Raw genomic sequence first — 26347 nt, forward strand, 5'->3', positions numbered from 1 at the left:
TCCTGCCATTCCCCCGTCGCCGGCCCGCCCCGGTCCCCGCCGCCGGCGGCGGTCGGCCACGTGCTGGCACTCGAGTTGACCGAGTGCTAACGGGCCACCTAGATTTGCCTCATTGGCACTCGCCACCCGCGAGTGCCAGCGCAGCCCGGGTCGACCGCGACCCCCGCGACGGCGTGAGCGGCCCGGTGAAGCGCGAGTCCCGTCCACTTCGACTCACCCCACAGGGGAGGAGCACACCGTGTCGGTTTCCATCAAGCCGCTCGAGGACCGCATCGTCATCAAGAGCCTCGAGGCCGAGCAGACGACTGCGTCCGGTCTGGTCATCCCGGACACCGCGAAGGAGAAGCCCCAGGAGGGCGAGGTCCTCGCTGTCGGCCCGGGTCGCATCGACGACAAGGGCAACCGCGTCCCGCTCGACGTCCAGGTCGGCGACCGCGTCATCTTCAGCAAGTACGGCGGCACCGAGATCAAGCACGGCGGCGAGGAGTACCTCATCCTCTCCGCCCGTGACGTGCTCGCCGTCGTCGGCTGACGCACCACTGATGCCGTGACCGCGCCCCGGTGCGCACCCACCCGGGTGCCGCCGGGGCGCGTCCGGCTCTCCTGAACCACGCACACCCGCCGGCGGGCGCACGCCGCCCCGGCACCCTCCACCGAGAAGGACAGCAATGGCCAAGGAACTGGAGTTCAACGACTCCGCCCGCAAGGCGCTCGAGCGCGGCGTCGACGCCCTCGCGAACGCCGTCAAGGTGACGCTCGGCCCCAAGGGCCGCAACGTCGTCATCGACAAGAAGTGGGGCGCCCCCACCATCACCAACGACGGGGTGACGATCGCCCGCGAGGTCGAGCTCGACGACCCGTACGAGAACCTCGGCGCGCAGCTCGCCAAGGAGGTCGCCACCAAGACCAACGACGTCGCCGGTGACGGCACGACGACCGCGACCGTCCTCGCCCAGGCCATGGTCAAGGAGGGCCTGCGCAACGTCGCTGCCGGTGCCGCCCCGTCGGGCCTCAAGCGCGGCATGGACGCCGCCGTCGAGGCCGTGTCCGCCCGCCTGCTCGAGACCGCCCGCGAGATCGAGTCCAAGGAGGAGATCGCCCAGGTCGCCGCCCTCTCCGCGCAGGACGGCGAGATCGGCGCGATCATCGCCGACGCGTTCGACAAGGTCGGCAAGGACGGCGTCATCACCGTCGAGGAGTCCTCGACCGCGTCGACCGAGCTCGAGTTCACCGAGGGCATGCAGTTCGACAAGGGCTACATCAGCCCCTACTTCGTCTCCGACCCGGAGCGCATGGAGGCCGTCGTCGAGGACGCCTACGTCCTCATCCACCAGGGCAAGATCTCCTCGATCGCCGACGTGCTCCCCATCCTCGAGAAGGTCGTCAAGGCCGGCAAGCCGCTCCTCGTCATCGCCGAGGACGTCGACGGCGAGGCCCTCTCGACGCTGGTCGTGAACAAGATGCGCGGCACCTTCAACGTCGTCGCGGTCAAGGCCCCCGGCTTCGGCGACCGCCGCAAGGCGATGCTCCAGGACATGGCCGTGCTCACCGGCGGCCAGGTCGTCGCCGAGGAGGTCGGTCTCAAGCTCGACCAGGTCGGCCTCGAGACCCTGGGCCAGGCCCGCCGCATCGTCGTCACCAAGGACTCGACCGTCATCATCGACGGCGCCGGCGACCACGCCGACGTCGACGGCCGCGTCGCGCAGATCAAGCAGGAGATCGAGCGCACCGACTCCGACTGGGACCGCGAGAAGCTCCAGGAGCGCCTCGCCAAGCTCGCCGGTGGCGTCTGCGTCATCAAGGTCGGCGCGCACACCGAGGTCGAGCTCAAGGAGAAGAAGCACCGCATCGAGGACGCCATCTCGGCGACCCGCGCGGCGATCGAGGAGGGCATCGTCTCCGGCGGTGGCTCCGCGCTCATCCAGGCCGTCGCCGTGCTCGACACCCTCGACCTCGAGGGTGACGAGAAGGTCGGCGCGAACATCGTCCGCAAGGCGGCCGCCGAGCCGCTGCGCTGGATCGCGGAGAACGCGGGCCTGCAGGGCTACGTCGCCGTCTCCAAGGTGCAGGAGCTCGCGGCGGGCCACGGCCTCAACGCCGCGACCGGCGAGTACGAGGACCTCGTCAAGGCCGGCGTCATCGACCCGGTCAAGGTCACCCGCTCGGCGCTGCGCAACGCGGCCTCGATCGCGTCGATGGTCCTCACCACCGACACCCTCGTCGTCGAGAAGAAGGAGGAGGAGCCGGCTGCTGCCGGTGGCCACGGCCACGGGCACGGTCACTGAGCCCCCTCGCGACACCCGGACGCCGTCCGCCCCACCCGGGGCGGGCGGCGTCCGTCGTCCACCGCGGAGGCGGGGTCGTAGGGTGCGGGCATGCGGCTGCTCGGAGTCCTCGGCGGGATGAGCTGGACCTCGACCGCGTCGTACTACCGGGGGCTCAACGAGGGCGTCGCGGCCCGGCTCGGTGGGCACCACTCGGCGCGGCTGCTGGTGCACTCGGTGGACTTCGGCCCCGTCGCCGACGCCCAGCACACCGGGGACTGGGCCACCGCCACCGCCGTCCTCGAGGAGGCCGCGCGCGGGCTCTCCGCCGGTGGGGCCGGTGCCCTCCTCCTCGCGACGAACACGATGCACAAGGTCGCGTCCAGGGTCGAGGACGCCGCCGGCATCCCGCTGCTCCACATCGCCGACCCGACCGCCGACGCCCTCCTCGCGGACGGCCGTGCCCGGGTCGGCCTGCTCGCGACTCGGTTCACGATGGAGGAGGAGTTCTACGCGGGGCGGCTGCGCGGACGCGGCCTCGAGGTCGTCGTCCCCGACCCCGACGACCGCGAGGTCGTCCACCGGGTCATCTACGACGAGCTCGTGCACGACGTCGTCGACCCCGGGTCGCGGACGGCCTACCTCGGCGTCGTCGACCGGCTGGCCGCCCGCGGTGCCGACGCCGTGGTCCTCGGGTGCACCGAGATCGGGCTGCTCCTCGGCCCCGGTGACGGGCCGCTGCCCCTGTACGACACGACCGCGCTCCACGTGGCCGCGGGCGTCGACTGGCTCTGCGCCTGAGCCGACCGGCCCGGGCTCAGGGCCCGGCGGTCACGTGGAGCGTCTCGCCCTCGAAGGTCACCTCGTCGCCGACGCGGACCTGGCGGCCGCGACGGGTGTCCACCTCGCCGTTGACGGCGACCAGCCCGCGCTCGATGACCTCGCGCGCCACCGCGCCGTCGTCGACGACGCCGGCGAGCTTGAGGAGCTGGCCGAGGCGGATCGACTCGTCGCGGATGGGGACGTCGAGGGGGGCGCTCACGGCGCCCACGGTACTGGTGCGGGGGAGCTCAGGTCGGGGCCGCGGGTCTCCGGGTGGCCGGTGGCGGGCCACCTCGGAGGACCTGCGGCCCCGACCTCTTCTCGCCTTCGCGACCGTGAGACGGCGACCACCCCTTGGGTCACCGGTCGGTCAGGAGGCGATGTGCCGGTCCCGGGAGTAGTGCGACTCGCGCTCGTCCTCGGTGAGACCGCCCCAGACCCCGTAGGGCTCGCGGACGGAGAGGGCGTGCCGGCGGCACTGCTGCAGGACCGGACAGGTGAAGCAGATCTCCTTGGCAGCACTGGCGCGGGTGCGACGCTTGCTGCCGCGCTCACCCTCGGGGTGGAAGAACACCTCCGGGCCCACCCGCCGGCAGGCGCCGTCGAGCTGCCAGTCCCAGAGGTCGGCGACAGGACCCGGGAGTCGGGTGATCTCGGCCATGTGCGTACCTCCGTGCGCTGGTCGCCGCCCTTCCGAGCGGCTCGGACATCACGGTAGGAACGACTTGGTACACGCAGGGCAAGACCCGGGTAAGGCTTTGGTCAACCCACCCCGTGCCGTCCGAGGTGGCGCGGCACGGGTCCGGCGGGCGGTCCGGTGCCGGGGGACGCCGGCGGCAGCCCGTAGAATCGGGTGATGAGCCTCGGACTCGACGAGACCAGCACGACGGCCGACCACGGGCGCGCCACCACGCCGCCCGTCGCCCCCACCCCGGCCCCCTCCGCGAGCGCGGTCGACGCCTCCAGCGCCGAACCGGCCCCGCCGTCGCCGTTCGCCCAGCTCGGGCTGACGTACGACGACGTGCTCCTCCAGCCGGGCGAGACCGACGTCATCCCGAGCGAGGTCGACACGACGAGCCGGCTGACCCGCGAGATCTCGATCCACGTGCCCCTCGTCTCGGCCGCGATGGACACCGTCACCGAGTCGCGGATGGCGATCGCCATGGCCCGCCAGGGCGGGCTCGGCGTCCTCCACCGCAACCTGTCGATCGAGGACCAGGCCTACCAGGTCGACCTCGTCAAGCGGACCCAGACCGGGATGATCGGCAACCCGATCACCATCGGCCCGGACGCCACGCTCGAGGAGCTGGACCGGATCTGCGGCGAGTACCGCGTCTCGGGGCTGCCGGTCGTGCAGCCCGACGCGACCCTCATCGGCATGATCACCAACCGCGACCTGCGCTTCACCCCCGTCGCCGAGTGGGGAACGACCCGGGTTCGCGACGTCATGACCCCGATGCCGCTCGTCACGGGCGCGGTGGGGATCTCCCGCGAGGAGGCCACCGCCCTCCTGCGCCAGCACAAGCGCGAGCGCCTCCCGCTGGTCGACGACCAGGGGCGCCTCGGGGGGCTCATCACCGTCAAGGACTTCGTCAAGTCCGAGCAGTTCCCCCACGCGAGCAAGGACGCCGACGGCCGCCTCCTCGTCGGTGCCGCGATCGGGTTCTTCGGCGACGCCTGGCAGCGGGCGACCACCCTCGTCGAGGCCGGGGTCGACGTCCTCGTGGCCGACACCGCCAACGGCCACGCCCGCCTCCTCCTCGACATGATCCGCCGGCTGAAGTCCGACCCCGCCACGCGCCACGTGCAGGTCATCGGCGGCAACGTCGCCACCCGCGCGGGTGCGCAGGCGCTCGTCGACGCCGGGGCCGACGCCGTCAAGGTCGGCGTGGGGCCGGGCTCGATCTGCACGACGCGCGTCGTGGCCGGAGTCGGCGTCCCGCAGGTCACCGCCATCTACGAGGCCTCCCTCGCGTGCCGCCCGGCCGGGGTGCCGCTCATCGGTGATGGCGGCCTCCAGTACTCCGGGGACATCGCGAAGGCGCTCGTCGCGGGCGCCGACACCGTGATGCTCGGCTCGCTGCTCGCCGGCTGCGAGGAGTCGCCCGGCGACCTCATCTTCGTCAACGGCAAGCAGTACAAGTCCTACCGCGGGATGGGCTCGCTCGGGGCCATGGCCTCGCGCGGCAAGAAGTCCTACTCCAAGGACCGCTACTTCCAGGCCGACGTCGCCAGCGACGACAAGATCGTCCCCGAGGGCATCGAGGGCCAGGTCGCGTACCGCGGTCCCGTCGGCGCCGTGGCCCACCAGCTCGTCGGCGGCCTGCACCAGTCGATGTTCTACGTCGGCGCGCGCACGGTCCCCGAGCTCAAGGCGAAGGGCCGCTTCATCCGGATCACGACGGCGGGGCTGCGCGAGTCGCACCCGCACGACATCACCGGCATCGTCGAGGCGCCGAACTACTCCGGCAAGGGCTGACCCTCAGCCCGGCCGCGCGGGGCCGGTCGTCCGGCGGACCTCGAGCGAGGCCCCGAGGCGGCGGACGACGGCGGGTGTCCCCGGGTCGGCGATCCGGGCGGCCAGGAGCTCGACGGCCGTGGCCCCGAGCTCGTCGACCGCCTGGCGCACGCTCGTCAGCCCGACGAGGTCGAGCCGCGCGATCTGCGAGTCGTCGCACCCGACGACGCTGACCTCGCCCGGCACGGCCACGCCCTCTGCCTCGAGCACCCCCATGACCCCGACTGCGGCGAGGTCGTTGGCGGCGACGACGGCGGTGGGCAGCTCGCCGGAGGCGACGATGGCGCGGCCGGCCTCCCGGCCACCGTCGGCGGTGAAGTCGCCCGCCACGACCCGCGGCTCGAGGTCGTGGGCGGCCATCGCCGCGAGGTAGCCCTGGGTGCGCGCCCGGGCCGGGCGGACGCGTCCTCCGGAGACGTGCGTGATGCTGCGGTGACCCAGGCCGACGAGGTGGTCGACGACCTCCCGGGAGGCCCGGACCTCGTCGGTCGTCACCGCGTCGATGCCCGTGACGGGGTCGCCGATGCCGACGACGACGCTCGGGACCGTCGCTGCGAGCCGGCGCAGCTCGGCCGGGCGCATCATCGGGCTGAGCAGGACCATCCCGGCGATCTGGTGCTCGAGGAGGGTCGCGACGAGCGCTGCCTCGCGGCGGCCGGACCGCGTGCCCGGGCCGACGAGGAGGTCGTACCCGGCGCGGTCGGCGGCGTCGGCCACGGCGGAGTAGAGCAGCCCGAAGTACGGGTTGGTGACGTCGTGGATGAGGACGCCGAACGTGCGCACCTCCTTGCTCGCGAGCGAGCGGGCCGAGGCGTTCGGGCGGTAGCCGAGGGCGTCGGCGGCCGCGAGGACGGTCCGCCGGCTCTCGGGTGAGACGTTCGTGGCCCCCCGCATGACGAGGGACACGAGGGCGCGGGAGACGCCGGCGCGCCGCGCCACGTCCTCCTGCGTCGGCCGCATGCCGCTCCTCAGGTCAGAATGTCGTCACATTTCCATAAATGTCAGGACAAGGCCTTGCCACTGGGCCCGGGGTCGGGGACAGTATGCCGTTAGCGCGCGCTAATGGTCAGCGCGCAGCACGCGCAACGACGCGCAGGCGGGCCGAGCCCGCGACGAAGGAGGAAGCATGAAGGCTCCGAAGCTGGGTCTGGCGGTCGTCGCGGCGACCGCCCTGCTGCTGGCCGGCTGTGCCGCCGGCGACACGTCCGGCAGCGACGGCAGCGGCGGCGCGAGCGCACCCGCAGGCGGCGACAACAGCGGCATGAAGCTGTGCATGTACACCCACGGCGACGGCGGCGGCTTCTGGTCGGTCGCCAAGAAGGGCGCACAGAAGGCCGCGGCCGACCTCGGGGTGTCCTTCGACTACCAGGAGTCGAACAACGACGCCGAGGCCCAGGCGCAGCTGATCGAGGCCGGCGTCACCGGCGGGTGCCAGGGCATCGCGGTCTCCGCGCCCAACCCCGACGCGATCAAGGACGCCCTCAAGGGCGCCACCGACAAGAAGATCCCGGTCGTCACGATGAACTCGGGCAGCGCCGTCTTCAAGGACCTCGGCGCCTTCACCCACGTCGGGCAGGACGAGCTCATCGCCGGCCAGGAGGCGGGCAAGAAGTTCAAGGAGCTCGGCGTCAAGAAGGTGCTCTGCCCGATCCAGGAGGCGAACAACATCGGCCTCCAGCAGCGCTGCGACGGGGCGAAGGAGACCTTCGGCAACGTCGAGAACCTCCAGCTGTCCGCCGGCCTCGCCGACCTCGCGAAGAGCCAGGCCGAGGTCCAGGCCAAGCTCGAGGCCGACCCGTCGATCGACGCCGTGTTCGCCCTGAACGCCGACATCGCGACTGCTGCGGCCATCCCGGCCGCCGAGGCCGTGGGCCGTCAGCTCCAGATCGGCACCGTCGACCTCTCCGGCGACGCCGTGCAGGCGATCAAGGACGGCAAGCTCGCCTTCGCGATCGACCAGCAGCAGTACGCGCAGGGCTACATGTCGGTCGTCCTGCTCTACCTCAACAAGCTCAACGGCCACGAGCTCGGTGGTGGGCAGCCGATGTACACCGGCCCCGGCTTCGTGACCAAGGACAACGCCGACCTCGTCCAGAAGCTGGCGGAGGCGGGCACCCGCTGACCGCGGGCCGGGGTGGGGCCGCCAGCGGCGGCCCCACCCCGGCACCCCGGCCGGCAGCCCGCGCCCCCCGAACGGAAGGTCCGCCATGTCCGCGACCACCGCGACGACCGGGACCGACGAGCGCCTCGCGTCCGTCTCCCGGCTCACCAAGATCCTGCGCCGCCCCGAGCTCGGCGCCCTCCTCGGCGCCGTCGTCATCTACGTGATGTTCGCGGCGGTCGACACGACCGGGAACTTCGCCACCATCGCCGGCACCGCCCGCTGGACGGACGTCGCCGCCACCGTCGGCATCGTCGCCGTCCCGGTCGCGATGCTCATGATCGCCGGCGAGTTCGACCTCAGCAGCGGCGTCATGATCGGCACCTCCGGGCTCCTCGCCGGACTGCTGACGACCGAGTACGGCCTCGGGATGTGGCCGGCCATCATCATCACGCTCGCCTTCGCCGCCTGCATCGGCCTCATCAACGGCTGGCTCGTCATGCTGACCGGTCTGCCCTCGTTCATCGTCACGCTCGCGATGTTCTTCTCGCTCCGCGGCATCAACCTCGGTGTCACCAAGGCCCTCACCGACACCGTCCGCGTGGCCGGCATCGACAAGGTGCCGGGGTACGAGTCGGCGCAGAAGATCTTCGCGACGACGTTCTGGTCCCCCTTCAACTTCCGCATCTCGGTCATCTGGTGGGTCGTCATCACCGTGGTCGCGACGACGATCCTCGCGAAGTCCCGCTTCGGGAACTGGATCTACGCGGTCGGCGGAGACGCCAACGCGGCACGCAACACCGGTGTCCCCGTGCGGCGCACGAAGATCACCCTCTTCGTAACGACGTCGATGGCGGCGGCGCTCGTCGGCATCATCAGCCTGCTGCGGCTGAAGTCGATGCAGGCCGGCCAGGGCGTCGGCGAGGAGTTCACCTTCATCATCGCGGCGGTCGTCGGCGGGTGCCTCCTCACCGGTGGCTTCGGCTCGGCGATCGGCTCGACGATCGGCGCGTCGATCATCGGGATGGCCTTCATCGGCATCGCCTACGCCGGCTGGAACACCGACTGGTCGTGGCTGTTCCTCGGCGTCATCCTCTTCATCGCCGTCCTCGTCAACACCTACATCGGACGCCGTGCCCAGGGAGCCCGCAAATGACCGAGACCGTGCAGCCCAGCCCCGAGGTGCCGGAGGTCCCGGCCACCCCCGACTCGCTGCCCGCCCCCGCGGCCGGCTCCGTCGTCCCCGCGCTCCAGCTCAAGGGCGTCGGCAAGTCGTTCGGCAGCGTCATCGCCCTGCGCGACATCTCCCTCCACGTCGACCCCGGCACCGTCACCTGCGTGCTCGGGGACAACGGTGCGGGGAAGTCGACGCTCATCAAGATCCTCAGCGGCGTGCACCAGCCGAGCGAGGGCGAGTTCCTCGTCGCCGGGGAGCCGCGCACCTTCGGCTCGCCGCGGGACGCGCTCTCCGCGGGCATCGCCACGGTCTTCCAGGACCTCGCGACGGTGCCGCTCATGTCGGTGTGGCGCAACTTCTTCCTCGGCAACGAGCCACGGCGGGGCATCGGGCCGCTCAAGGTCCTCGACACCGCCACGGCCCGCTCCACGTGCCGTGAGGAGCTGCTCAACATGGGGATCGACATCCGCGACCTCGAGCAGCCGGTGGGCACGCTCTCCGGCGGTGAGCGGCAGGCCGTCGCGATCGCCCGGGCGGTCTACTTCGGGGCCAAGGTGCTCATCCTCGACGAGCCGACGAGCGCCCTCGGCGTCAAGCAGTCGGGCGTCGTCCTCAAGTACATCCTCCAGGCGCGCGAGCGCGGGATCGCCGTCGTGTTCATCACGCACAACCCGCACCACGCGCACATGGTCGGCGACCGCTTCTACCTGCTCAACCGCGGACGCCTCATGAACGAGTTCGAGCGGGCCACGGTGACCCGCGAGGAGCTCGTCAAGGCCATGGCGGGCGGTGCCGAGCTCGAGGCGCTGGCCCACGAGCTGGAGGCCGCGACCCGATAGCCCGACCACCCCACGACCGGCCGAGGCGGCGTCCCACCCGCCCCGGCCGATCCCACCGACCCTCGACGAGGACACAGGACACAGCAGACATGGACGAACTGACCGTCGGGGTCGTCGGCGCCGGCTGGATGGGGCACGTGCACGCACGCGCCTTCGGGCGCCTGACCCAGCACTGGCCCGACGTGCCGCTGCGCCCGCGGGTGGCTGCCGTGGCCGACCCGGTCCCCGCTGCCGCCGAGGCGTTCGCGCGGGCCCACGGCGACGTCGCGACCCATGCCGACTGGCGCGAGCTGCTCGCCGACGCGTCCATCGACGCCGTGAGCGTCACCGCGCCGAACGCCATGCACCGCGAGATCGGGGTCGCCGTCGCCGAGGCGGGCAAGCACCTGTGGATCGAGAAGCCGGTCGGCCTCACCGCCGAGGACGCGATGGCGGTGCGCGACGCCGTCGCCGCTGCCGGGGTCGTCGGCGTGGTCGGCTTCAACTACCGGCACGTGCCCGCGGTCGCCCGCGCCCGCCGTCTCGTCGCGGGCGGCGACATCGGGACCCCGACCCACGCCCGGGTCCAGCTCTTCACGGACTACGCGGCGCATCCGGGCAGCCCGCTGTCGTGGCGGTTCACCGTGGCGCGCGGTGGTCATGGGGTCCTCGGCGACCTCGCGTCGCACGGCGTCGACCTGCTGCGCTTCGTCCTCGGCGACGTCGCCTCCCTCACGGCGCAGACGTCGGTCTCGATCCCGAGGCGGCCGGTGGCCGACGCCCACGGCCACTACAGCGTCCTCGACGTCGAGGACCCGTCCCTGACCTTCGGTGACGTCGAGAACGAGGACTACGTCGTGGCGATCCTGCGGATGAGGTCGGGCGCCATCGCGGTCTGCGAGGCCGACCGGGCCGCGGTCGGTGAGCAGAACAGCTACGGCCTGGAGGTCCATGGGACGCGAGGCCTGGTGCGGTGGGACTTCCGCCGCCCCGGGGAGCTCCAGGTGTCGTCGGGCACGCAGTACGCGGGCCAGCCGACCTCGACGATCTTCAGCGAGCCCGGTGACGGTGAGTACGCGGCGTTCCAGCCGGGGGCCGGCATCGCGATGGGCTACGACGACACCAAGGTCGTCGAGGCGTGGAACTTCGTCCGGGCCGTCGCGGGGGAGCCGGCCGAGACGGCGACCCTCGACGACGCCGTCGCCAGCGGGCGCGCCCTGGACGCGATGGTGCAGTCCCGGACGAGTGGCGAGTGGGTGGAGGTCCCGTGACGACGACGCGTGACGCAGGGTTCGTGGTGGGCGAGGGCCCCGACGTCGAGGTGCGCCGCATCGGCGTGCTCGGCTGCGGCCGGATCGGCCGGATGCACGCCGGGCTGCTCGCCGAGATGCCGGGCTTCACCGTCGCCGGGGTGGCCGACGCCGTGCCGGCCGCTGCCGAGGGCGTCTCGGCGGCGACCGGGTCGCCGGTGCTCTCGATCGAGCAGCTGCTCGCCGCCGACGACGTCGACACCGTGGCCGTGTTCAGCTCGACCGACACCCACGCCGACCTCGTGGTCGCCGCGGCGCGGGCCGGCAAGGCGGTCTTCTGCGAGAAGCCGGTCAGCCTCGGCCTCGCGGAGGTCGACCGCGCCCTCTCGGCGGTCGAGGCCGCTGCGGTGCCCTTCATGATCGGGTTCAACCGGCGCTTCGACCCCGGCCACCAGGCGGTGCGTGACGCCGTCGCCTCGGGAGCGATCGGCGAGCTCCACCTGCTCCGGGTGACCAGCCGCGACCCCGCGCCGCCGCCGCCCGAGTACGTCGCCGTGAGCGGGGGGATCTTCCTCGACATGGCGATCCACGACTTCGACATGGCGCGCTACGTCGCCGGCAGCGACGTCGTCGAGGTGTTCGCGCGCGGAGCCGTCCGGGTCGACCCCCGCATCGGGGAGGTCGGCGACGTCGACACCGCCGTCACCGTCCTGACCCACGCCGACGGCACGATCACGACCATCGACAACAGCCGCGAGGCCGTCTACGGCTACGACCAGCGCATCGAGGCCTTCGGCTCGGGTGGGATGGCGGTGTCGGACAACCCTGTTCGCCACAACGCGTGGGTGCGCACCGCGGAGGGGACCACCGGCCAGCCGTTGCCGTGGTTCTTCCTCGAGCGCTACCTCGAGTCCTACCGCCGCGAGTGGGCGGCCTTCCACCGCTACCTCACCGACGGTGGCCCCTCGCCGGCCGGGGTCGACGCCGCGCGTGCCTGCACGACCGCCGCACTCGCGGCCGGGCTGTCCCTGCGCGAGGGTCGTCCGGTGCGGGTCGAGGAGGTCGGGTGAGCCCGAGGCGCGTCGCGGTCACCGGGGCCACCGGGTTCGTCGGCGGCACGGTCGCCTCGGTGCTCTCGGCGAGGGGGCACGACGTCGTCTGCCTCGTCCGCCGCGACCCGGGGCCGTCGTTCCCCTGGGCGACGAGGGTCGTCGACAGCGCCGACGCCGCGTCGCTCGCCGTCTCGCTCGAGGACGTCGACGCCGTCGCGCACCTCGCCATCCTCAACGACTTCCACCGGATCTACGCCGACCGGCGGGCCGGGTGGGACGGCTTCGTGGGGCTGACACGACGCGTCGTCGACGCCGCGAACGCGACCGGTGCGACGGTCGGCTACGTCTCGACCGACTGGGTGTTCGACGGCACCGGACACCTGGTGACCGAGGACGAGCCGCCGAACCCCGTGAACTACTACGGCGTCCTGAAGGCGGCCTCCGAGCTCGTCGTCCTCGAGCGGGCCCGCTCGGGGTTCGTCGCCCGTGTCGGCGGGGTGCAGGGGCTGCACCAGACCCGCGACACCGGCCCGCGCAGCCAGGACGTGGGGTTCGGCTACTTCGTGCTGGCCCTCGTCGACGCCCTGCGCGCCGGTGGGCGCTTCACCGTCTGGGAGGCCGACGACATCAACGCCGTCGCGACCCCGGTCGTCTCGCCGGAGATCGGGGCCCTGCTGGGTCGGGCGTTCGACGCCGGGGTCGAGGGCGTCCTCCACTTCGCCGGCGGCACGGCGGTGACCCGGCGCGAGCTCGCGCACGCCACGTGCGAGGTGTTCGGGCTCGACGCCGAGATGCTCGACTTCCAGCCACCACCGGAGGAGGCGTGGTTGCCGGCCCCGGTGCCGTACGACACGAGCATGTCCGGCGAGGCGACGATGGCCCGCCTCGGGACCCGCACGCACTCGGTCGTCGAGCAGCTCGACGCCCTGCGGCGCGAGCTCGACGAGGGCACCCCCGTCCCCCTCAGCTGACCGTGGTGAGGGCGTCGCGGTAGGACCGCAGGACGGCGCCGCCGTCGGCGGAGCGGTCCACCGACGAGGCCGCGAGGACCGCCCGGGCGATGGCCCGGGCCGTCGCGTCGGCCGCCGCCGACTGGAGGTCGACGAGGTCGAACCGGTCCGGCTCCGGGCCGGTCCGCGTCGACAGGGCGAACACGGCGTCACCGTCGAAGACGGTGTGGACGGGGGAGAGGGCGCGGGCGAACCCGTCGTGGGCGACGCCGGCGAGCAGCTGGCAGGCCGCCTTGGTCAAGGTGGCATCGGTGGCGACGACCCCGAGGGTCGTGGCCCTCCCGGCCCGCAGCTCGGCGAACAGCGCCTCGAGGGCGAGGCGGTGGGCCTCGGCGGCGGCGGGGTCCGGCGGGGGAACGGGGCCGTCCTCCGGGAGCAGCAGCGGTGCTGCGAGCAGGCGACCCGCCGCGTCCCAGGCCGACCCGCCCGCGTTGACCGCGACGAGCGCCCCGACCGTGGCGCCGGACGCCAGCCGGACCGAGGCCGACCCGACACCCCCGCGCAGCCCACCCGTCATCGCCCCGGTCCCGGCCCCGACGGCCCCCTCGGCGACCGGGCCCCCGGCCGCTGCACGGTACGCGGCCAGGCCGTCGTCCGGCCCGGGGTGGTGCCGCCACCCGCCGCCCCTGCCGAGGTCGAACAGGATGGCGGCGGGGACGATCGGGACGACCTGGTGCGGCTCCGGCCCGACGGGCCACCCGCGGCCGTCGTCCGCCAGCCCGGCCATGACGCCGTCGGCGGTGCCCAGCCCGAAGGCGCTCCCCCCGGAGAGCACGACCGCGTCGACCCGGTCGACCGAGCGGCGCGGGTCGAGCAGGTCGGTCTCGCGCGACCCGGGACCGCCGCCGCGGACGTCGACGCCCCCGACCGTGCCCGGTGGGGGGACGACGACGGTCACCCCGGTGAGCCAGCCCGGCTCGTCGCGCGTGGCGTGGCCGACGCGCACGCCCTCGACGTCGGTGATGGCGTTGTGGGGACCGGGCTGCGCGGCAGGGGGCACCGGCCCAGCATGACGGATGCCGGCCCCGCACCGGCGGGACCGGCATCCGGTGTCGTGGCGGCGGGCTCGGGCCCGCGACCTCAGTGCAGCACGACCGGCGGCGCGACCTCCTCCGGGCTCGCGTCGTCGAGCAGGTGCGCCTCCTCACGCCTGCGCGGGAGGAAGAACGCCGGGACGAGCGTGAGCGACACGAGGGCCGCCGCGACCCAGAAGGTCGTGCTGAACGCCGAGGCCATCGCGCCACGGACCGCCTCGAGCAGCGCCGCCCGGCCGGCCGCGGCGTCCTGGCCAAAGGGCGCGAGGACGGCCGCGACCTCCGGGAACCGCGGCAGCAGCGCGCCGATCGCCGCGGGGTCGGTGACGCCCTCGGAGGCCTGCTGGAAGCCCTGGGCCTGCGCGACGAGCGGGTCGTCCTTGAGCCCGTTGGTGAGGACGACGGACATGATCGCGATGCCGATCGAGGAGGCCACCTGCTGGCTGATGTTGAGCAGCGTGGTGCCCCGCGCCACCTGGTGCGAGGTGAGCGTCTTGATGGCCGAGGTCATGAGCGGCATCATCGTCGCGCCCATGCCCAGGCCCATGACGAAGAGCACCGGGAGGATGTACCAGTAGGTCGTCGTCGCGCCCACCTGGGTGAGGGCGAACATGCCGCCGGTGATGAGGACCAGCCCGACGGGGACGATGCGCCCGACCGGCAGCCGGTCCGAGAGGGCGCCGGCCACCGGCATCGTCAGCATCGCGCCGAGGCCCTGGACCGCCATGAGCCACCCGGCGTCGACGGGCGACTCGCCCCGCACCTGCTGGAAGTAGGTGGGCACGAGGAGCAGCCCCCCGAAGAACGCCGCAGCGAACAGGACCATGGTCACGACCGAGACGGTGAGGTTGCGGTTGCGGAACAGCCGCAGGTCGAGCAAGGGGTGCTCGGGGCGGAAGCTGTAGCCGACGAACGCCACGATCATGACGAGCCCGACGAGGCCGGGGAGCAGCACCTTGGGGGCCGCGATGGTGCCGGCCTCGGGGATCGAGGAGATCCCGTAGAGGAAGGCGGCGAGGCCGGGGGACATGAGGGCCATGCCGACCCAGTCGAAGGACTCGGAGGGCTCGGGGCGGTCGGCGGGGAGCACCAGGGCCGCGTAGACGAGGGCGACGACGCCGATCGGCAGGTTGATGAGGAAGATCCAGTGCCACGACGCGACGTCGATGAGCCAGCCACCGAGGATGGGGCCGAAGATCGGGCCGAGGAGCATCGGCACGCCGAGGATGGCCATGAGGCGGCCCATCCGCTTCGGACCTGCGGCGCGGGTCATGATCGTCATGCCCAGCGGCATGAGGAGACCACCACCGAGGCCCTGCACGACGCGGAACGCGACGAGCATCTCGATGTTCTGGGCCGCGGCGCACAGGGCCGAGCCGGCGGTGAAGAGCAGCAGGGCCGTCATGTACAGGCGCTTGGTGCCGAACCGGTCCGCGGCCCACCCCGTGAGCGGGATGACCGTCGCGAGGGCGAGCGTGTACCCCGTCACGGTCCACGCGACGGTGGAGTAGGCGAGGGGCTCCCCGCCGCCGGCGAGCTCGACCTGGAAGGTCGGCAGGGCGACGTTGACGACGGTGATGTCGAGGATGGACATGATGGCGCCGAGGACGACGACGCCGGCCACCTTCAGCACGGCGGCGTCGATGTTCTCGGGGTACTCGGGGTGCGCCGCGGGCGCGGGCTGTGCTGACACGTCGGCTCCATGTCGGGTCGGTCGGGCGGGCGACAGGCCGCGTCGTCCGGGGACGGCTCCACCTGGTCGCGGGGGTGGCGTCGTCGCCATCCCGAAGTCTGCACCCGACCACCGACACGGCCCAGTGGGTTTCGGGAGGTCCGTGCTCAGGAGGGGCGGAACTCACAGGTTCGGCGCCTCGGTAGGCTGCCCCGGTGACCGAGATCGAGATCGGCCGTGGCAAGCGCGGCAGACGCGCCTACTCCTTCGACGACATCGCCATCGTGCCCTCGCGGCGCACGCGCGATCCCGAGGACGTCTCGGTCGGCTGGCAGATCGACGCCTACCACTTCGACCTCCCCGTCATCGCCGCCCCGATGGACTCGGTGATCTCGCCGCAGACCGCCATCGCCCTCGGCCGGCTCGGCGGCCTGCCCGTCCTCGACCTCGAGGGCCTGTGGACCCGGTACGAGGACCCCACGCCGCTCCTCGCCGAGATCGCGACCCTCGACCCCGCGCTCGCGACGACCCGGATGCAGGAGATCTACCGCGCCGAGATCGACCCGGACCTCGTCACCGAGCGGCTGCGCGAGATCCGTGCCTCCGGGGTGACGGTCGCCGGGGCGCTGACCCCCCAGCGCACCCAGGACCTCTGGAAGACGGTCGTCGACGCCGGCGTCGACCTCTTCGTCATCCGCGGCACCACCGTCTCGGCCGAGCACGTCTCCGGCCGCGCCGAGCCGCTCAACCTCAAGCGCTTCATCTACGAGCTCGACGTGCCCGTCATCGTCGGCGGCGCGGCGTCGTACAGCGCCGCCCTCCACCTCATGCGCACCGGTGCCGCGGGCGTCCTCGTCGGCTTCGGCGGCGGGGCCGCCCACACGACCCGCCGCACCCTCGGCATCCACGCCCCGATGGCGAGCGCCATCGCCGACGTCGCCGCGGCCCGCCGCGACTACCTCGACGAGTCCGGGGGCCGGTACGTCCACGTCATCGCCGACGGCGGGGTCGGCACGAGCGGCGACATCGTCAAGGCCGTGGCCTGCGGCGCCGACGCCGTGATGCTCGGGGCCGCCCTCGCGCGCGCCACGGACGCCCCGGGCCGCGGGTTCCACTGGGGACCGGAGGCCCACCACCCGGAGCTGCCGCGCGGCGAGCGGGTCGAGGTCGGCGCGGTCGCCTCCCTCGAGGAGATCCTCTTCGGACCCAGCCGGGTCGCCGACGGCACGACGAACCTCGTCGGCGCGCTGCGCCGGGCGATGGCGACGTCGGGCTACCTCGACCTCAAGGAGTTCCAGCGGGTCGAGGTCGTCGTCGCGCCGTACCAGCGCAGCTGACACCCCCTCGGGAGGTATGACGAGGATGACGATCCCGGCCCCCACCACCAGGCGCGCCGCCCTCGCGGCGGCCGGCGTCCTCGTGCTCGGCCTCGCGGCCTGCGGCACCGACGACGGGCACGGCGGCCACATGGACGGCACGACGACCGGCGGCTCCGCGCCGTCGGCGGACGGCGACCACGTCCAGGCCGACGTCGTGTTCAACGCGATGATGGTCCCGCACCACCTGCAGGCCATCGAGATGGCCGACCTCGTCCCGGACCGCACGAAGGACCCCGAGGTCCGCGACCTCGCGGAGCGGATCCGCGGGGCCCAGCAGCCGGAGGTCGACCGGATGACCGGCTGGCTGGCCGCGTGGGGCGCCGCCCCCATGGACCAGCACGGTCACGGCGACCACGGCGACGAGGGCGGCACGAGCGGGATGATGTCCGACGAGGACCTCGTCGAGCTCGGTGCCCTGCGTGACGCCGCGTTCGACCGCCGCTGGCTCGAGATGATGGTCGAGCACCACGAGGGCGCGGTTACCATGGCGCAGACCGTGATCCGCACCGGCCGGCACGCCGGCACCAGGGCGCTCGCCGAGGAGATCATCACCGCGCAGCAGCAGGAGATCGCCGAGATGAAGGCGCTCCTCCCCGGCTGAGCCGAGCGGGACGGTCCGGCGCCCGGCGCAGGGTGGCACGGTTCACCTGTCCGTGGGACGCCCGGAAGGTTACTGTTCGGTAATGGCCGACGTCATCGCTGACCCGGAGACCGATCCTCGTGCGACCTGGGCGCTCGACCCGTCGAGGGTCCGCCACCTCACGGCGCGGGCCGTGGCCTCCGGAGCCGGCGGCGAGCTGACGACGCACACGCCGATGACGGGGGCTCCCCTCGCGGTGCTCCCCGTGGCCGACGCGCGCGACGTCGCGACCGCGGTCCAGGTGGCCCGCCGGGCCCAGCGCGCCTGGGCGCGGGTCCCCGTCGCGCAGCGGGCGGGCGTCCTCCTCCGCTTCCACGACCTCGTCCTCGAGCACCAGGCCGACCTGCTCGACCTCGTCCAGCTCGAGGCCGGCAAGGCGCGGGCCCACGCGTTCGAGGAGGTTGCCGACTGCGCCGTCGCCGCCCGCCACTACGGGCGCGCCGCCGCCTCCTACCTGCGCGAGTCGCGTCACCTCGGGGCCTACCCGGTGCTGACCCGCACCGTCGAGCACCACCGCCCGCGCGGTGTCGTCGGCGTCGTCTCCCCGTGGAACTACCCGCTGAGCCTCGCCGTCACCGACGCCCTCGCCGCCCTCGTCGCGGGCAACGCCGTCGTCCTGCGCCCCGACCCGCAGGGATCGCTCACGGCGCTCGCCGGTGTCGAGCTGCTCGTCGAGGCCGGGCTGCCGGCCGACCTGGTCCAGGTCGTCCTCGGTCCGGGCGAGCCCACCGGCCAGGCGGTCGTCGACCGCGTCGACTACGTCTGCTTCACCGGGTCGACCGCCACCGGGCGCAAGGTGGCCCAGACGGCGGGGCGCCGCCTCGTCGGGGCGAGCCTCGAGCTCGGGGGCAAGAACACGATGTACGTCGCGGGCGACGCCGACCTGCGGCGGGCCGTGCCCGGTGCCGTGCGCGCGTGCTTCTCCTCCGCCGGCCAGCTGTGCATCAGCGTCGAGCGCCTCGCCGTGCACGCCGACGTGTACGACGCGTTCGTCCCGCGGTTCGTCGAGGCGGTCGAGGCGACGCGGATCTCCACCGGGCTGCACTGGGGCGCCGACATGGGCAGCCTCGTCAACGAGGCGCAGCTCGAGCGCTTCCTCGCGCACGTCGACGACGCCGTGGCCAAGGGCGCACGCGTCCTCGCGGGGGGTCGGGCCCGCCCCGACCTCGGGCCGTTCGTCGTCGAGCCGACCGTGCTCGAGGGGGTCACCGCGGCCATGGCCTGCCGCGACGAGGAGACCTTCGGCCCGCTCGTCGCCCTCCACCGGGTGGCCTCCGACGACGACGCCGTCCGCCTCGCCAACGACACCGAGTACGGCCTCAACGCGTCGGTGTGGACCCGCGACGTGCGGCGCGGGCGCGAGATCGCCGCGCGCATCGAGTCCGGCACGGTCAACGTCAACGAGGGCTACGCCGCGACCTGGGGCAGCATGGGCGCCCCCATGGGCGGGATGAAGGCCTCCGGGCTCGGCCGCCGCCACGGGCGCGAGGGCATCCTCAAGTACACGGAGAGCCAGACGATCTCCTCCCAGCACGTGCTGTCCATCGCGCCGGTCGCGCGGCAGTCCGACGAGGCGTTCGCGAGGACGCTGACGCTGGCGCTGCGCGCGATGAAGGCCGTGGGCCTGCGGTGACCCCGGTCGAACCCGGCGTCGTCGAGACGGACCTCGACGTCGTCGTCATCGGCTCCGGCTTCGGCGGATCGGTGGCTGCGCTCCGGCTGGCGGAGAAGGGTTTTCGCGTCCTCGTCCTCGAGGCCGGGCGCCGCTTCGAGGACGAGGACTTCGCCCGCACGTCGTGGGACGTCCCGCGGTACCTCTGGGCGCCGCGGCTCGGCTGCTACGGCGTGCAGCGCATCCACCGCCTGCCCGACGTCGTCATCCTCGCCGGCGCCGGGGTGGGCGGCGGGTCGCTCAACTACGCCAACACCCTCTACACCCCGCCCGCGGCCTTCTTCCGCGACCGGCAGTGGGCCGACGTCACCGACTGGGAGGCCGAGCTCGCCCCGCACTACGCCACGGCCCGCCGCATGCTCGGCGAGGCGGTCAACCCCTGCGACGGCGTCGTCGAGCAGGTGATGCGCCGCACGGCCGAGGACCTCGGCGTGGGCGACACCTTCCGCCGCACCCCGGTCGCCGTGCACTTCGGACTCCCCGGGGAGACCGTCGACGACCCCTACTTCGGCGGGGCCGGGCCGCGCCGGACGGGCTGCACCTTCTGCGGGAACTGCATGGTCGGGTGCCGGGTCGGTGCGAAGAACACCCTCGTGAAGAACTACCTCGCGCTCGCCGAGGGGCTCGGGGTCGAGGTGCGCCCGATGCGCACGGTGACCCGGCTCGGCGTGGTCCCCGGGTCGGAGGCCGCGGGGCGCGCCGCCTACCGCGTCCTCCACGAGCGCACGGCTCCGGTCCCGGGGCGCGACCGGCAGGTCGTCACCGCACGGCACGTGGTCGTCGCGGGCGGGACGTGGGGCACCCAGACCCTCCTCCACGCGATGCGCGACGAGGGCGAGCTGCCGCGGCTCTCGGACCGGCTCGGCCACCTGACCCGCACGAACTCCGAGGCCCTCCTCGGCGCCATGACCGACCGGGTCCCCGACGGGGTCGACCTGACCCGGGGCGTCGCCATCACGACCTCGTTCCACCCCGACGAGCACACCCACGTCGAGAACGTCCGCTACGGCCCGGGCTCGAACGCGATGGGGCTGCTCGCGACGATCGCGGTGCCCGGCGGCACGGGGCGCCCCCGGTGGGTGGAGGCGCTGCGGACCGTGGTCCGCGACCCGCGGCCCCTGCTGCGGGTGTCGCCGATCGTGCGCCGCTTCAGCGAGCGGATGGTCATCGGGCTCGTCATGCAGAGCAGGGACAACAGCCTGCGGGTCTCCGGACGACGGGGGCTGTTCGGTCGCACACTCACCTCGACCCAGGGCCACGGCGAGCCGAACCCGACGTACATCCCGGCGGGGGCTCGCTCGATGGAGGCGCTCGCGGCCCGGCTCGCCGAGGCCACCGGCCGCTACACCGCCACCGGCGGCTCGTGGTTCGACGTCCTCGACGTGCCGATGACGGCCCACTTCCTCGGCGGCGTCGTCATCGGGTCCTCGCCGGAGCGCGGGGTCGTCGACCCGTACCACCGGGTGTGGGGGTACGAGGGGCTGCACGTCGTCGACGGCTCGGCGGTGTCGGCGAACCTCGGGGTCAACCCGTCGCTGACGATCACCGCCCAGGCCGAGCGCGCGATGTCGCTGTGGCCCAATGCCGGTGACACCGACGACCGCCCGTCCCAGGCCGACCTCCTCGCCTCGGGCTACGTGGCCGTCGAGCCCGTCCCCGCGCGGCGCATCGCCTCCGCCATCCGCGGGGGCAGCGTCCGGTACAGCTCGCGTGCCTCCTCGCCCATCTCCGCGAGGGCGGCCACGGCCTCGGCCCTGCCACCCGGGTCGCCGACCAGCCCGGAGATCAGCACCCCGATGCGGCCCTCCACCCGGTAGACGTCGTCGACGACCGCGGCCAGCTCGTCGTAGAGGTCGAGGTCGGAGGAGGCCAGGGCGGCGAGGGCACCCATGAGCCGGGGGTAGGCCTCGTGCACCGCCGCCTCGTAGGCCGTGACCATCCGCTCGTCCGGGGTGCCCGGACGGTGGCCCGCGTGCCACGTCAGCCACTCCATCTCGTGCTGGAGCACGAAGACGTGGCGGAACACCTCGGCGGCGTCGCTCCTGACCGACGCGACGCGGGCCCGCTCGAGGTCGGCCGCCCGGCGGGTGCTCTCGACCCGCAGCGCGACGATGCCGGCCACCACCGCGGCGACGAGGCCGAGCACCCCGGTGAGGCCGGCCGCCACGAGGGCCGTGTCGGGTCCGTCCGCGGTGGGCAGCACCGCCGGCACCGCCGTCATCGCCGTCATCGCCATCGCGCCATCGTCCCGTCGCCCGTCGGCCGCTGTCGAGGCCCGCGCCCGCCTCGTGCGGACGTGGGGCGCTGTCGGTGGCGAGGTCGATGATGGGGCGATGACGAGGGCAGCCGACGGCACCTGGACCTTCACCGCCGAGGTGTGGCGGTGGAGGGAGGGCTCGTGGCGGTTCGTCACCGTCCCCGCCGACGTCAGCGACGAGGTCGACGAGGTGGTCGGCGACGCGACCGGCGGCTTCGGCTCGGTGCGGGTCGAGGTCAGTGTCGGCGGCTCGGTCTGGCGCACCTCGCTGTTCCCCTCGACGCAGGAGGGCGCCTACGTCCTCCCGGTCAAGAAGGCGGTCCGCACCGCCGAGGGGCTCACCGACGGCGACTCGGCCGAGGTCGCCATCCGGCTGGTCGACCGCTGACGTCGGCCGCCCGGGGTTCGCTCACGTACCGTGGGCCCGGTGACGACCCTCACCGACCGCGTCATCGACGTCATCGAGTCGATCGGCGAGGTCGGGGTGGGCCTGCTCATCGCCCTCGAGACGATCCTCCCGCCGATCCCGTCCGAGGTGATCCTCCCGTTCGCGGGGTTCGCCGCGCACGACGGCAGGCTCAACGTCGTCCTCGCCTGGGTGTGCGCGACGCTCGGCTCCCTCGTCGGGGCGCTGGTCCTCTACGGCCTGGGGCTGAAGTTCAGCTACGAGCGCCTGCACCACCTCGCCGAGCGGCGCTGGTTCTTCCTCTTCGGGGTCCGCGACCTCGAGCGCGGCATGCGGTTCTTCGACGACCACGGCTCGCTCGTCGTGTTCGTCGGCCGGTTCATCCCGCTGATCCGCTCGATCGTCTCGGTGCCGGCGGGTCTCGACGCGATGCCGCTGCCGCGATTCCTCGCGCTCACTGCTGCCGGGAGCGGCCTCTGGAACGCGGTGTTCATCGGGATCGGCTACCGCCTCGGCGCCGACTACGACGTCGTCGAGCAGTACATGGGCCCGGTCAGCAAGGGCGTCGTCGGCGTCCTCGCGCTCGTGCTCGTCTGGCTCGTCGTCCGCCGGTTGCGCGAACGGGCGCGGCAGGCCGCCGACGAGACCCCGCCGACGCAGGACGCCGCCGACCGCTGACGACGGTCCCTGCGGCCCGGACCGCCGGTCGTCACGCCTCGTCCCGCCACGACCGCCACAGGGCCGCGTACGACCCGTCGCGCTCGATCAGCTCGTCGTGCGACCCGAGCTCGCCGACGAGCCCGTCCTCCACGACCGCCACCCGGTCGGCGTCGTGTGCGGTGTGCAGCCGGTGCGCGATCGCCACGACCGTGCGCCCCTCGACCACCGCGGCCAGCGACCGCTCGAGGTGGCGCGCCGCCCTCGGGTCGAGCAGGGAGGTCGCCTCGTCGAGGACCAGCGTGTGCGGGTCGGCGAGGACGAGCCGCGCGAGGGCGACCTGCTGGGCCTGGGCCTCCGAGAGCTCGTGGCCGCCGGACCCGACGACGGTGTCGAGGCCGCCCGGGAGGGCGAGGGCCCAGTCGAGCGCGTCGACGGCCGCGAGGGCGTCCTCGAGCTGCGTGGTCGACGACTCGGGGCGCGGCAGCCGCAGGTTGTCGGCGAGGGTCCCCACGAACACGTGGTGCTCCTGCGTCACGAGGGCGACCTCGCCGCGCAGCACCCCGAGCTCGAGGTCGACGAGGGGGACGCCGCCGGCCGTGACCCGCCCGGAGCGGGGGCCGTCGATGCCCGCCATGAGCCGGCCGAGGGTCGACTTGCCGGCCCCGGAGGGGCCGACGATCGCGAGCCGCTCGCCGGGGACGAGGTCGAGGGAGACGCCGTGGAGGACGTCGCGCCCCTCCCGGTAGGCGTACCGGACCTCGTCGACCGCGATGCGCTCGCCGTCGGGGACGGCTCCGGTGGAGACCCGGTCGGCGGGGACCTCGGCGACGCCGAGGATGCGCGCGAGCGAGGTCGCCGCGAACTGGAGCTCGTCGAGGACCTCGACGAGCTCGCCGAGCGGATCGAGCATCCGCCGGACGTAGAGGACGACCGCCGTCGCCGCCGCGACCGTGAGCTGGTCCTGCCAGACGAGCCAGCCGCCCCAGAGGAGCGTCCCGGCGACCGGTGCGAAGAACCCGATCTCGAGCCACGGGAACCACCGCAGCCGCAGCCCGGTCGTGTAGCGCTCCGCGTCATGGCTCTCACGGACCGCCTCGGCGAACCGTGCCCCGCGCTCGTCCTGGAGGCCGAGGGCGTCGACCGTCGCCGCGCCCTCGACCGTCTCGGCCGCGACGCCGTTGAGCCGCGCGTACGTGGCGTGCTCCCACAGGTAGCCCGGGCCGGCGCTGCGCAGGTAGCGCCGCGTGGGGAACCACCACACGAGCGGCGTGAGGAGCAGCGGGAGGGCGGCGAGCGGCGAGGTGAGGATCGTCGCGCCGGCGATGACGACGGCCGTCATGAGCGACACGACGATCGTCGGGATGCCGAACCGGATGACGTAGCTGATCGCGTCGACGTCGTTCGTGGTCCGCGCGAGCAGGTCACCGGTACCGGCCCGCTCGACGGTCGAGAGGGGCAGTCGGACCGCGGAGGAGACGAAGTCCTCGCGCAGGCGCGCGAAGACCCGCTCGGAGAGGACGAACGAGCTGCGGCGGGCGACCCACGTCGCCGCGGTCTCGGCGACGACAGCGCCGGCGAGGAGGAGGGCGAGGCGGGTGACCTCGTCGACCGACCCGCGGCCGGCGGTGACCTCGCCGACGATCCGGCCGATGACCCAGGGCCCGGCCAGCCCGACGACCGCGGCGACGGCGTGCCAGAGGAGCACCCGGGCCAGTGGCCCGCGGTGCTCGCGGAGGAGGACCCCGACGTGCCGGCGCACGACCGGTCCGCTCGCGATCGGCAGCGTCCGGCGCGCATGGTCGGTCTTCTCGCGCAGCGGTGACATCAGTCCTCCCCTCGCACGACGACGGAACGGTAGGTGGGCGAGCGGCGCACGAGGTCGCGGTGGGTGCCGCGCTCGGTGGCCCGGCCGTCCTCGAGCAGGACCACCTCGTCGGCGCGGTCGAGCAGCAGCGGGCTCGCGGTGACGACGACGGTCGTGCGGCCCTTGCGGTGTTGGGCGAGCCGCTCGGCGACGCGGGCCTCGGTGTGGGCGTCGACGGCGCTCGTCGGCTCGACGAGCACGAGGACGTCGGCGTCGCGCAGGAGGGAGCGGGCGAGGGCGAGGCGCTGGCGCTGGCCGCCGGACAGCGACCGCCCGCGCTCCTCGACCTCGCCGTCGAGGCCGCCGTCGACGGCGCCGAGGACGTCGTCGGCGTCCGCGACGAGGAGGGCGGCGCGGCGCGCCTCGTCGTCCTGGCCGCCGATCTCGCGGCGGAGCGGTCCGCTGAACAGCCGCGGGTCGGGGGTGGAGACGAGGAGGTGCTCGCGCACGAGGGAGACCGGCAGGTCGTCGAGGACGACGCCGCCCCAGGTGACGCCGTGGTCACCGGGGGCGGTGCGGCCGAGCCGGGCGGCGACCGCGGCGGTCTCCTCGGGGCGGGCACTGACGAGGGCCGTCATCCGGCCGGGGAGGACCTCGACGCCGGAGGCCGGGTCGGTGAGGACCGCCGTCTCGACCAGCTGTTCCACGGCGCGACGCAGGGCGGGGTCGACGTCGCCGGTCCCGGCCGGGTGGTCGGGCTCGACGGCGAGGATGCGGGCGATGCGGCGGGCGGCGACCCGCGTCGAGATGAGCTTGTCGGCGAACTCGACCGCGGTCTGGAGCGGCATCGTGAGGAACGCCGTGTACCCGTAGAACGCGACGAGCTGGCCGGGGCTGATCTCGCCGGCGACCGCGAGCCGGGCGCCGATGGCCGTGACGACGAGGACGAAGATCCCGGGGAGGAGGACCTGCGCGGCGTCGAGGGTCGCCTGCGTGCCGGCGACGCGCACGCCGGCGAGGCGCACGGCCTCCGACTGGGCCCGGTACCGCTCGAGGAACGCCTCCTCGCCGCCGATGCCGCGCAGGACGCGCAGGCCGGAGACGGTGTCGGCGCCGAGCGCGGTGAGCCGGCCGGCCTGCTCGCGCTGGGCGCTCTGGCGGCGCTGGAGCGGCTTCATGACGAAGGCGAGGCTCGCGACGAGGAGCGGGCCGCCGACGAGCATGACGAGGCCGAGGAGGAGCGAGCCGCGCAGGAGGATGACGGCGACGACGACGAACGAGACGACGGCGCCCATGAAGCGGGCGAACACGTCGAAGGTGTGGCCCATCCGGCCGAAGTCGCTCGTGAAGCTCGCGAGCACCTCGCCGGCCGGCATCTCGCGGGTCAGGGCGGGCCCGGCACGGCGCACGGCGCGGTCGGCGACGACGCCCGAGCGGAACGCGCCGACCAGCCAGTTCTGGACCGCGAACCAGTGTCGTCCGTTGCCGGTGGCCGCCGAGACCAGGCCGAGGCCGAGGACGGCGAGCGACCACGTGACGAGGGCCGTGGCGTCACGCTGGACGATCCCGGCGTCCACCGCGCGCCCGACGGCGGCGGGGATGAGGGCGGTCGCGAGCATCCACGGGATGCCGCACGCCGCACCGGCCACGAGCGTGCGCCACTGACGGCGCGCGAGCCACACCAGGAGGCGGTCGGCATCGGCCGGGGGCTCCTCGTGCGCCGCGACGCCGTACTCCCAGGGCGGTCTGCTCAGCACGAGCAACCACGGTAGGTCGCCGGGGCGGGGGTGGACCACCGAGTTTTCGCGGGC

At 73.6% G+C, this 26347-nt stretch carries 23 protein-coding genes; 16 read left to right on the forward strand and 7 right to left on the reverse strand.

The window, feature by feature from the left end; translation table 11 throughout:
- The first annotated feature begins 238 nt into the window (after positions 1–238).
- From groES to ACK8HX_RS09390, 3 genes are all read left to right on the forward strand, one after another.
- Positions 239–532 carry a co-chaperone GroES gene (gene groES / locus ACK8HX_RS09380; protein WP_030528819.1) on the forward strand — a complete coding sequence of 98 codons (294 nt, stop codon included), beginning with the start codon at positions 239–241 and terminating at the stop codon, positions 530–532.
- Between the two features lie 136 nt (positions 533–668).
- Positions 669–2285: a chaperonin GroEL gene (gene groL, locus ACK8HX_RS09385; RefSeq protein ID WP_411940423.1), complete on the forward strand. Its 1617-nt coding sequence runs from the start codon at positions 669–671 to the stop codon at positions 2283–2285.
- Positions 2286–2375: 90 nt separating this feature from the next.
- Entirely contained in the window at positions 2376–3065 is a 690-nt protein-coding gene (locus ACK8HX_RS09390; protein WP_411940424.1) for an aspartate/glutamate racemase family protein, read from the forward strand.
- Positions 3066–3081: 16 nt separating this feature from the next.
- On the opposite strand, the gene ACK8HX_RS09395 is transcribed toward ACK8HX_RS09390, so the two are convergent.
- Both ACK8HX_RS09395 and ACK8HX_RS09400 read right to left on the reverse strand, forming a co-directional pair.
- Positions 3082–3306, reverse strand: coding sequence for an RNA-binding S4 domain-containing protein (locus tag ACK8HX_RS09395; RefSeq protein WP_411940425.1), 225 nt, complete (start codon positions 3304–3306; stop codon positions 3082–3084).
- A 150-nt stretch (positions 3307–3456) separates the two neighbouring features.
- Positions 3457–3747: a WhiB family transcriptional regulator gene (locus ACK8HX_RS09400; protein WP_411940426.1), complete on the reverse strand. Its 291-nt coding sequence runs from the start codon at positions 3745–3747 to the stop codon at positions 3457–3459.
- Positions 3748–3942: 195 nt separating this feature from the next.
- On the opposite strand from ACK8HX_RS09400, the gene guaB reads away from it, so the two are divergent.
- Positions 3943–5565: an IMP dehydrogenase gene (guaB, locus tag ACK8HX_RS09405; protein ID WP_411940427.1), complete on the forward strand. Its 1623-nt coding sequence runs from the start codon at positions 3943–3945 to the stop codon at positions 5563–5565.
- 3 nt (positions 5566–5568) lie between these two features.
- Here guaB and ACK8HX_RS09410 read toward each other — a convergent pair whose 3' ends face one another.
- The gene (locus ACK8HX_RS09410; protein ID WP_411940428.1) at positions 5569–6564 is read right to left on the reverse strand and encodes a LacI family DNA-binding transcriptional regulator; all 996 of its coding nucleotides are present in this window, start codon (positions 6562–6564) and stop codon (positions 5569–5571) included.
- A 166-nt stretch (positions 6565–6730) separates the two neighbouring features.
- Here ACK8HX_RS09410 and ACK8HX_RS09415 point away from each other — a divergent pair, with 166 nt between their 5' ends.
- The 6 genes from ACK8HX_RS09415 to ACK8HX_RS09440 all read left to right on the forward strand — a co-directional run bounded on the left by ACK8HX_RS09415 (position 6731) and on the right by ACK8HX_RS09440 (position 12973).
- Positions 6731–7726 carry a substrate-binding domain-containing protein gene (locus ACK8HX_RS09415; protein ID WP_411940429.1) on the forward strand — a complete coding sequence of 332 codons (996 nt, stop codon included), beginning with the start codon at positions 6731–6733 and terminating at the stop codon, positions 7724–7726.
- An 85-nt stretch (positions 7727–7811) separates the two neighbouring features.
- Entirely contained in the window at positions 7812–8861 is a 1050-nt protein-coding gene (locus ACK8HX_RS09420; protein ID WP_411940430.1) for an ABC transporter permease, read from the forward strand.
- Positions 8858–9721 carry an ATP-binding cassette domain-containing protein gene (locus tag ACK8HX_RS09425; RefSeq protein WP_411940431.1) on the forward strand — a complete coding sequence of 288 codons (864 nt, stop codon included), beginning with the start codon at positions 8858–8860 and terminating at the stop codon, positions 9719–9721. The genes ACK8HX_RS09420 and ACK8HX_RS09425 overlap by 4 nt, the downstream gene beginning before the upstream one ends.
- Positions 9722–9810: 89 nt before the next feature.
- Positions 9811–10971: a Gfo/Idh/MocA family protein gene (locus tag ACK8HX_RS09430; RefSeq protein ID WP_411940432.1), complete on the forward strand. Its 1161-nt coding sequence runs from the start codon at positions 9811–9813 to the stop codon at positions 10969–10971.
- Positions 10968–12020 carry an inositol 2-dehydrogenase gene (iolG, locus tag ACK8HX_RS09435; protein ID WP_411940433.1) on the forward strand — a complete coding sequence of 351 codons (1053 nt, stop codon included), beginning with the start codon at positions 10968–10970 and terminating at the stop codon, positions 12018–12020. Before ACK8HX_RS09430 ends, iolG begins: the two co-directional genes overlap by 4 nt.
- Complete coding sequence (locus tag ACK8HX_RS09440; protein WP_411940434.1) at positions 12017–12973, forward strand: SDR family oxidoreductase; 957 nt, start codon at positions 12017–12019, stop codon at positions 12971–12973. Before iolG ends, ACK8HX_RS09440 begins: the two co-directional genes overlap by 4 nt.
- On the opposite strand, the gene ACK8HX_RS09445 is transcribed toward ACK8HX_RS09440, so the two are convergent.
- A complete protein-coding gene (locus ACK8HX_RS09445; protein ID WP_411940435.1) occupies positions 12966–14012 on the reverse strand; it encodes a P1 family peptidase in 1047 nt (348 codons plus the stop codon). The genes ACK8HX_RS09440 and ACK8HX_RS09445 overlap by 8 nt on opposite strands.
- A gap of 80 nt (positions 14013–14092) precedes the next feature.
- Positions 14093–15739 (reverse strand): DHA2 family efflux MFS transporter permease subunit, encoded by a 1647-nt coding sequence (locus ACK8HX_RS09450; protein ID WP_411940436.1) that lies wholly within the window; start codon positions 15737–15739, stop codon positions 14093–14095.
- Between the two features lie 194 nt (positions 15740–15933).
- Here ACK8HX_RS09450 and ACK8HX_RS09455 point away from each other — a divergent pair, with 194 nt between their 5' ends.
- The 6 genes from ACK8HX_RS09455 to ACK8HX_RS09480 all read left to right on the forward strand — a co-directional run bounded on the left by ACK8HX_RS09455 (position 15934) and on the right by ACK8HX_RS09480 (position 22750).
- Complete coding sequence (locus ACK8HX_RS09455) at positions 15934–17055, forward strand: GuaB3 family IMP dehydrogenase-related protein (protein ID WP_411940437.1); 1122 nt, start codon at positions 15934–15936, stop codon at positions 17053–17055.
- A 25-nt stretch (positions 17056–17080) separates the two neighbouring features.
- A complete protein-coding gene (locus tag ACK8HX_RS09460; RefSeq protein ID WP_411940438.1) occupies positions 17081–17698 on the forward strand; it encodes a DUF305 domain-containing protein in 618 nt (205 codons plus the stop codon).
- Positions 17699–17780: 82 nt separating this feature from the next.
- The gene (locus ACK8HX_RS09465; RefSeq protein ID WP_411940439.1) at positions 17781–19370 is read left to right on the forward strand and encodes a succinic semialdehyde dehydrogenase; all 1590 of its coding nucleotides are present in this window, start codon (positions 17781–17783) and stop codon (positions 19368–19370) included.
- A complete protein-coding gene (locus ACK8HX_RS09470) occupies positions 19367–21226 on the forward strand; it encodes a GMC oxidoreductase (protein WP_411940440.1) in 1860 nt (619 codons plus the stop codon). Before ACK8HX_RS09465 ends, ACK8HX_RS09470 begins: the two co-directional genes overlap by 4 nt.
- Positions 21227–21742: 516 nt before the next feature.
- Positions 21743–22054, forward strand: a complete 312-nt coding sequence (locus ACK8HX_RS09475; RefSeq protein ID WP_411940441.1) for a DUF1905 domain-containing protein — start codon at positions 21743–21745, stop codon at positions 22052–22054.
- A gap of 39 nt (positions 22055–22093) precedes the next feature.
- Positions 22094–22750 (forward strand): DedA family protein, encoded by a 657-nt coding sequence (locus ACK8HX_RS09480; protein ID WP_411940442.1) that lies wholly within the window; start codon positions 22094–22096, stop codon positions 22748–22750.
- A 31-nt stretch (positions 22751–22781) separates the two neighbouring features.
- Here ACK8HX_RS09480 and ACK8HX_RS09485 read toward each other — a convergent pair whose 3' ends face one another.
- Positions 22782–24557, reverse strand: coding sequence for an ABC transporter ATP-binding protein (locus ACK8HX_RS09485; protein WP_411940443.1), 1776 nt, complete (start codon positions 24555–24557; stop codon positions 22782–22784).
- Positions 24557–26293, reverse strand: coding sequence for an ABC transporter ATP-binding protein (locus ACK8HX_RS09490; protein ID WP_411940444.1), 1737 nt, complete (start codon positions 26291–26293; stop codon positions 24557–24559). Before ACK8HX_RS09490 ends, ACK8HX_RS09485 begins: the two co-directional genes overlap by 1 nt.
- Between the last annotated feature and the right edge of the window lie 54 nt (positions 26294–26347).

Source organism: Oryzobacter faecalis (assembly GCF_046764005.1).
GTDB lineage: Bacteria > Actinomycetota > Actinomycetes > Actinomycetales > Dermatophilaceae > Oryzobacter > Oryzobacter faecalis.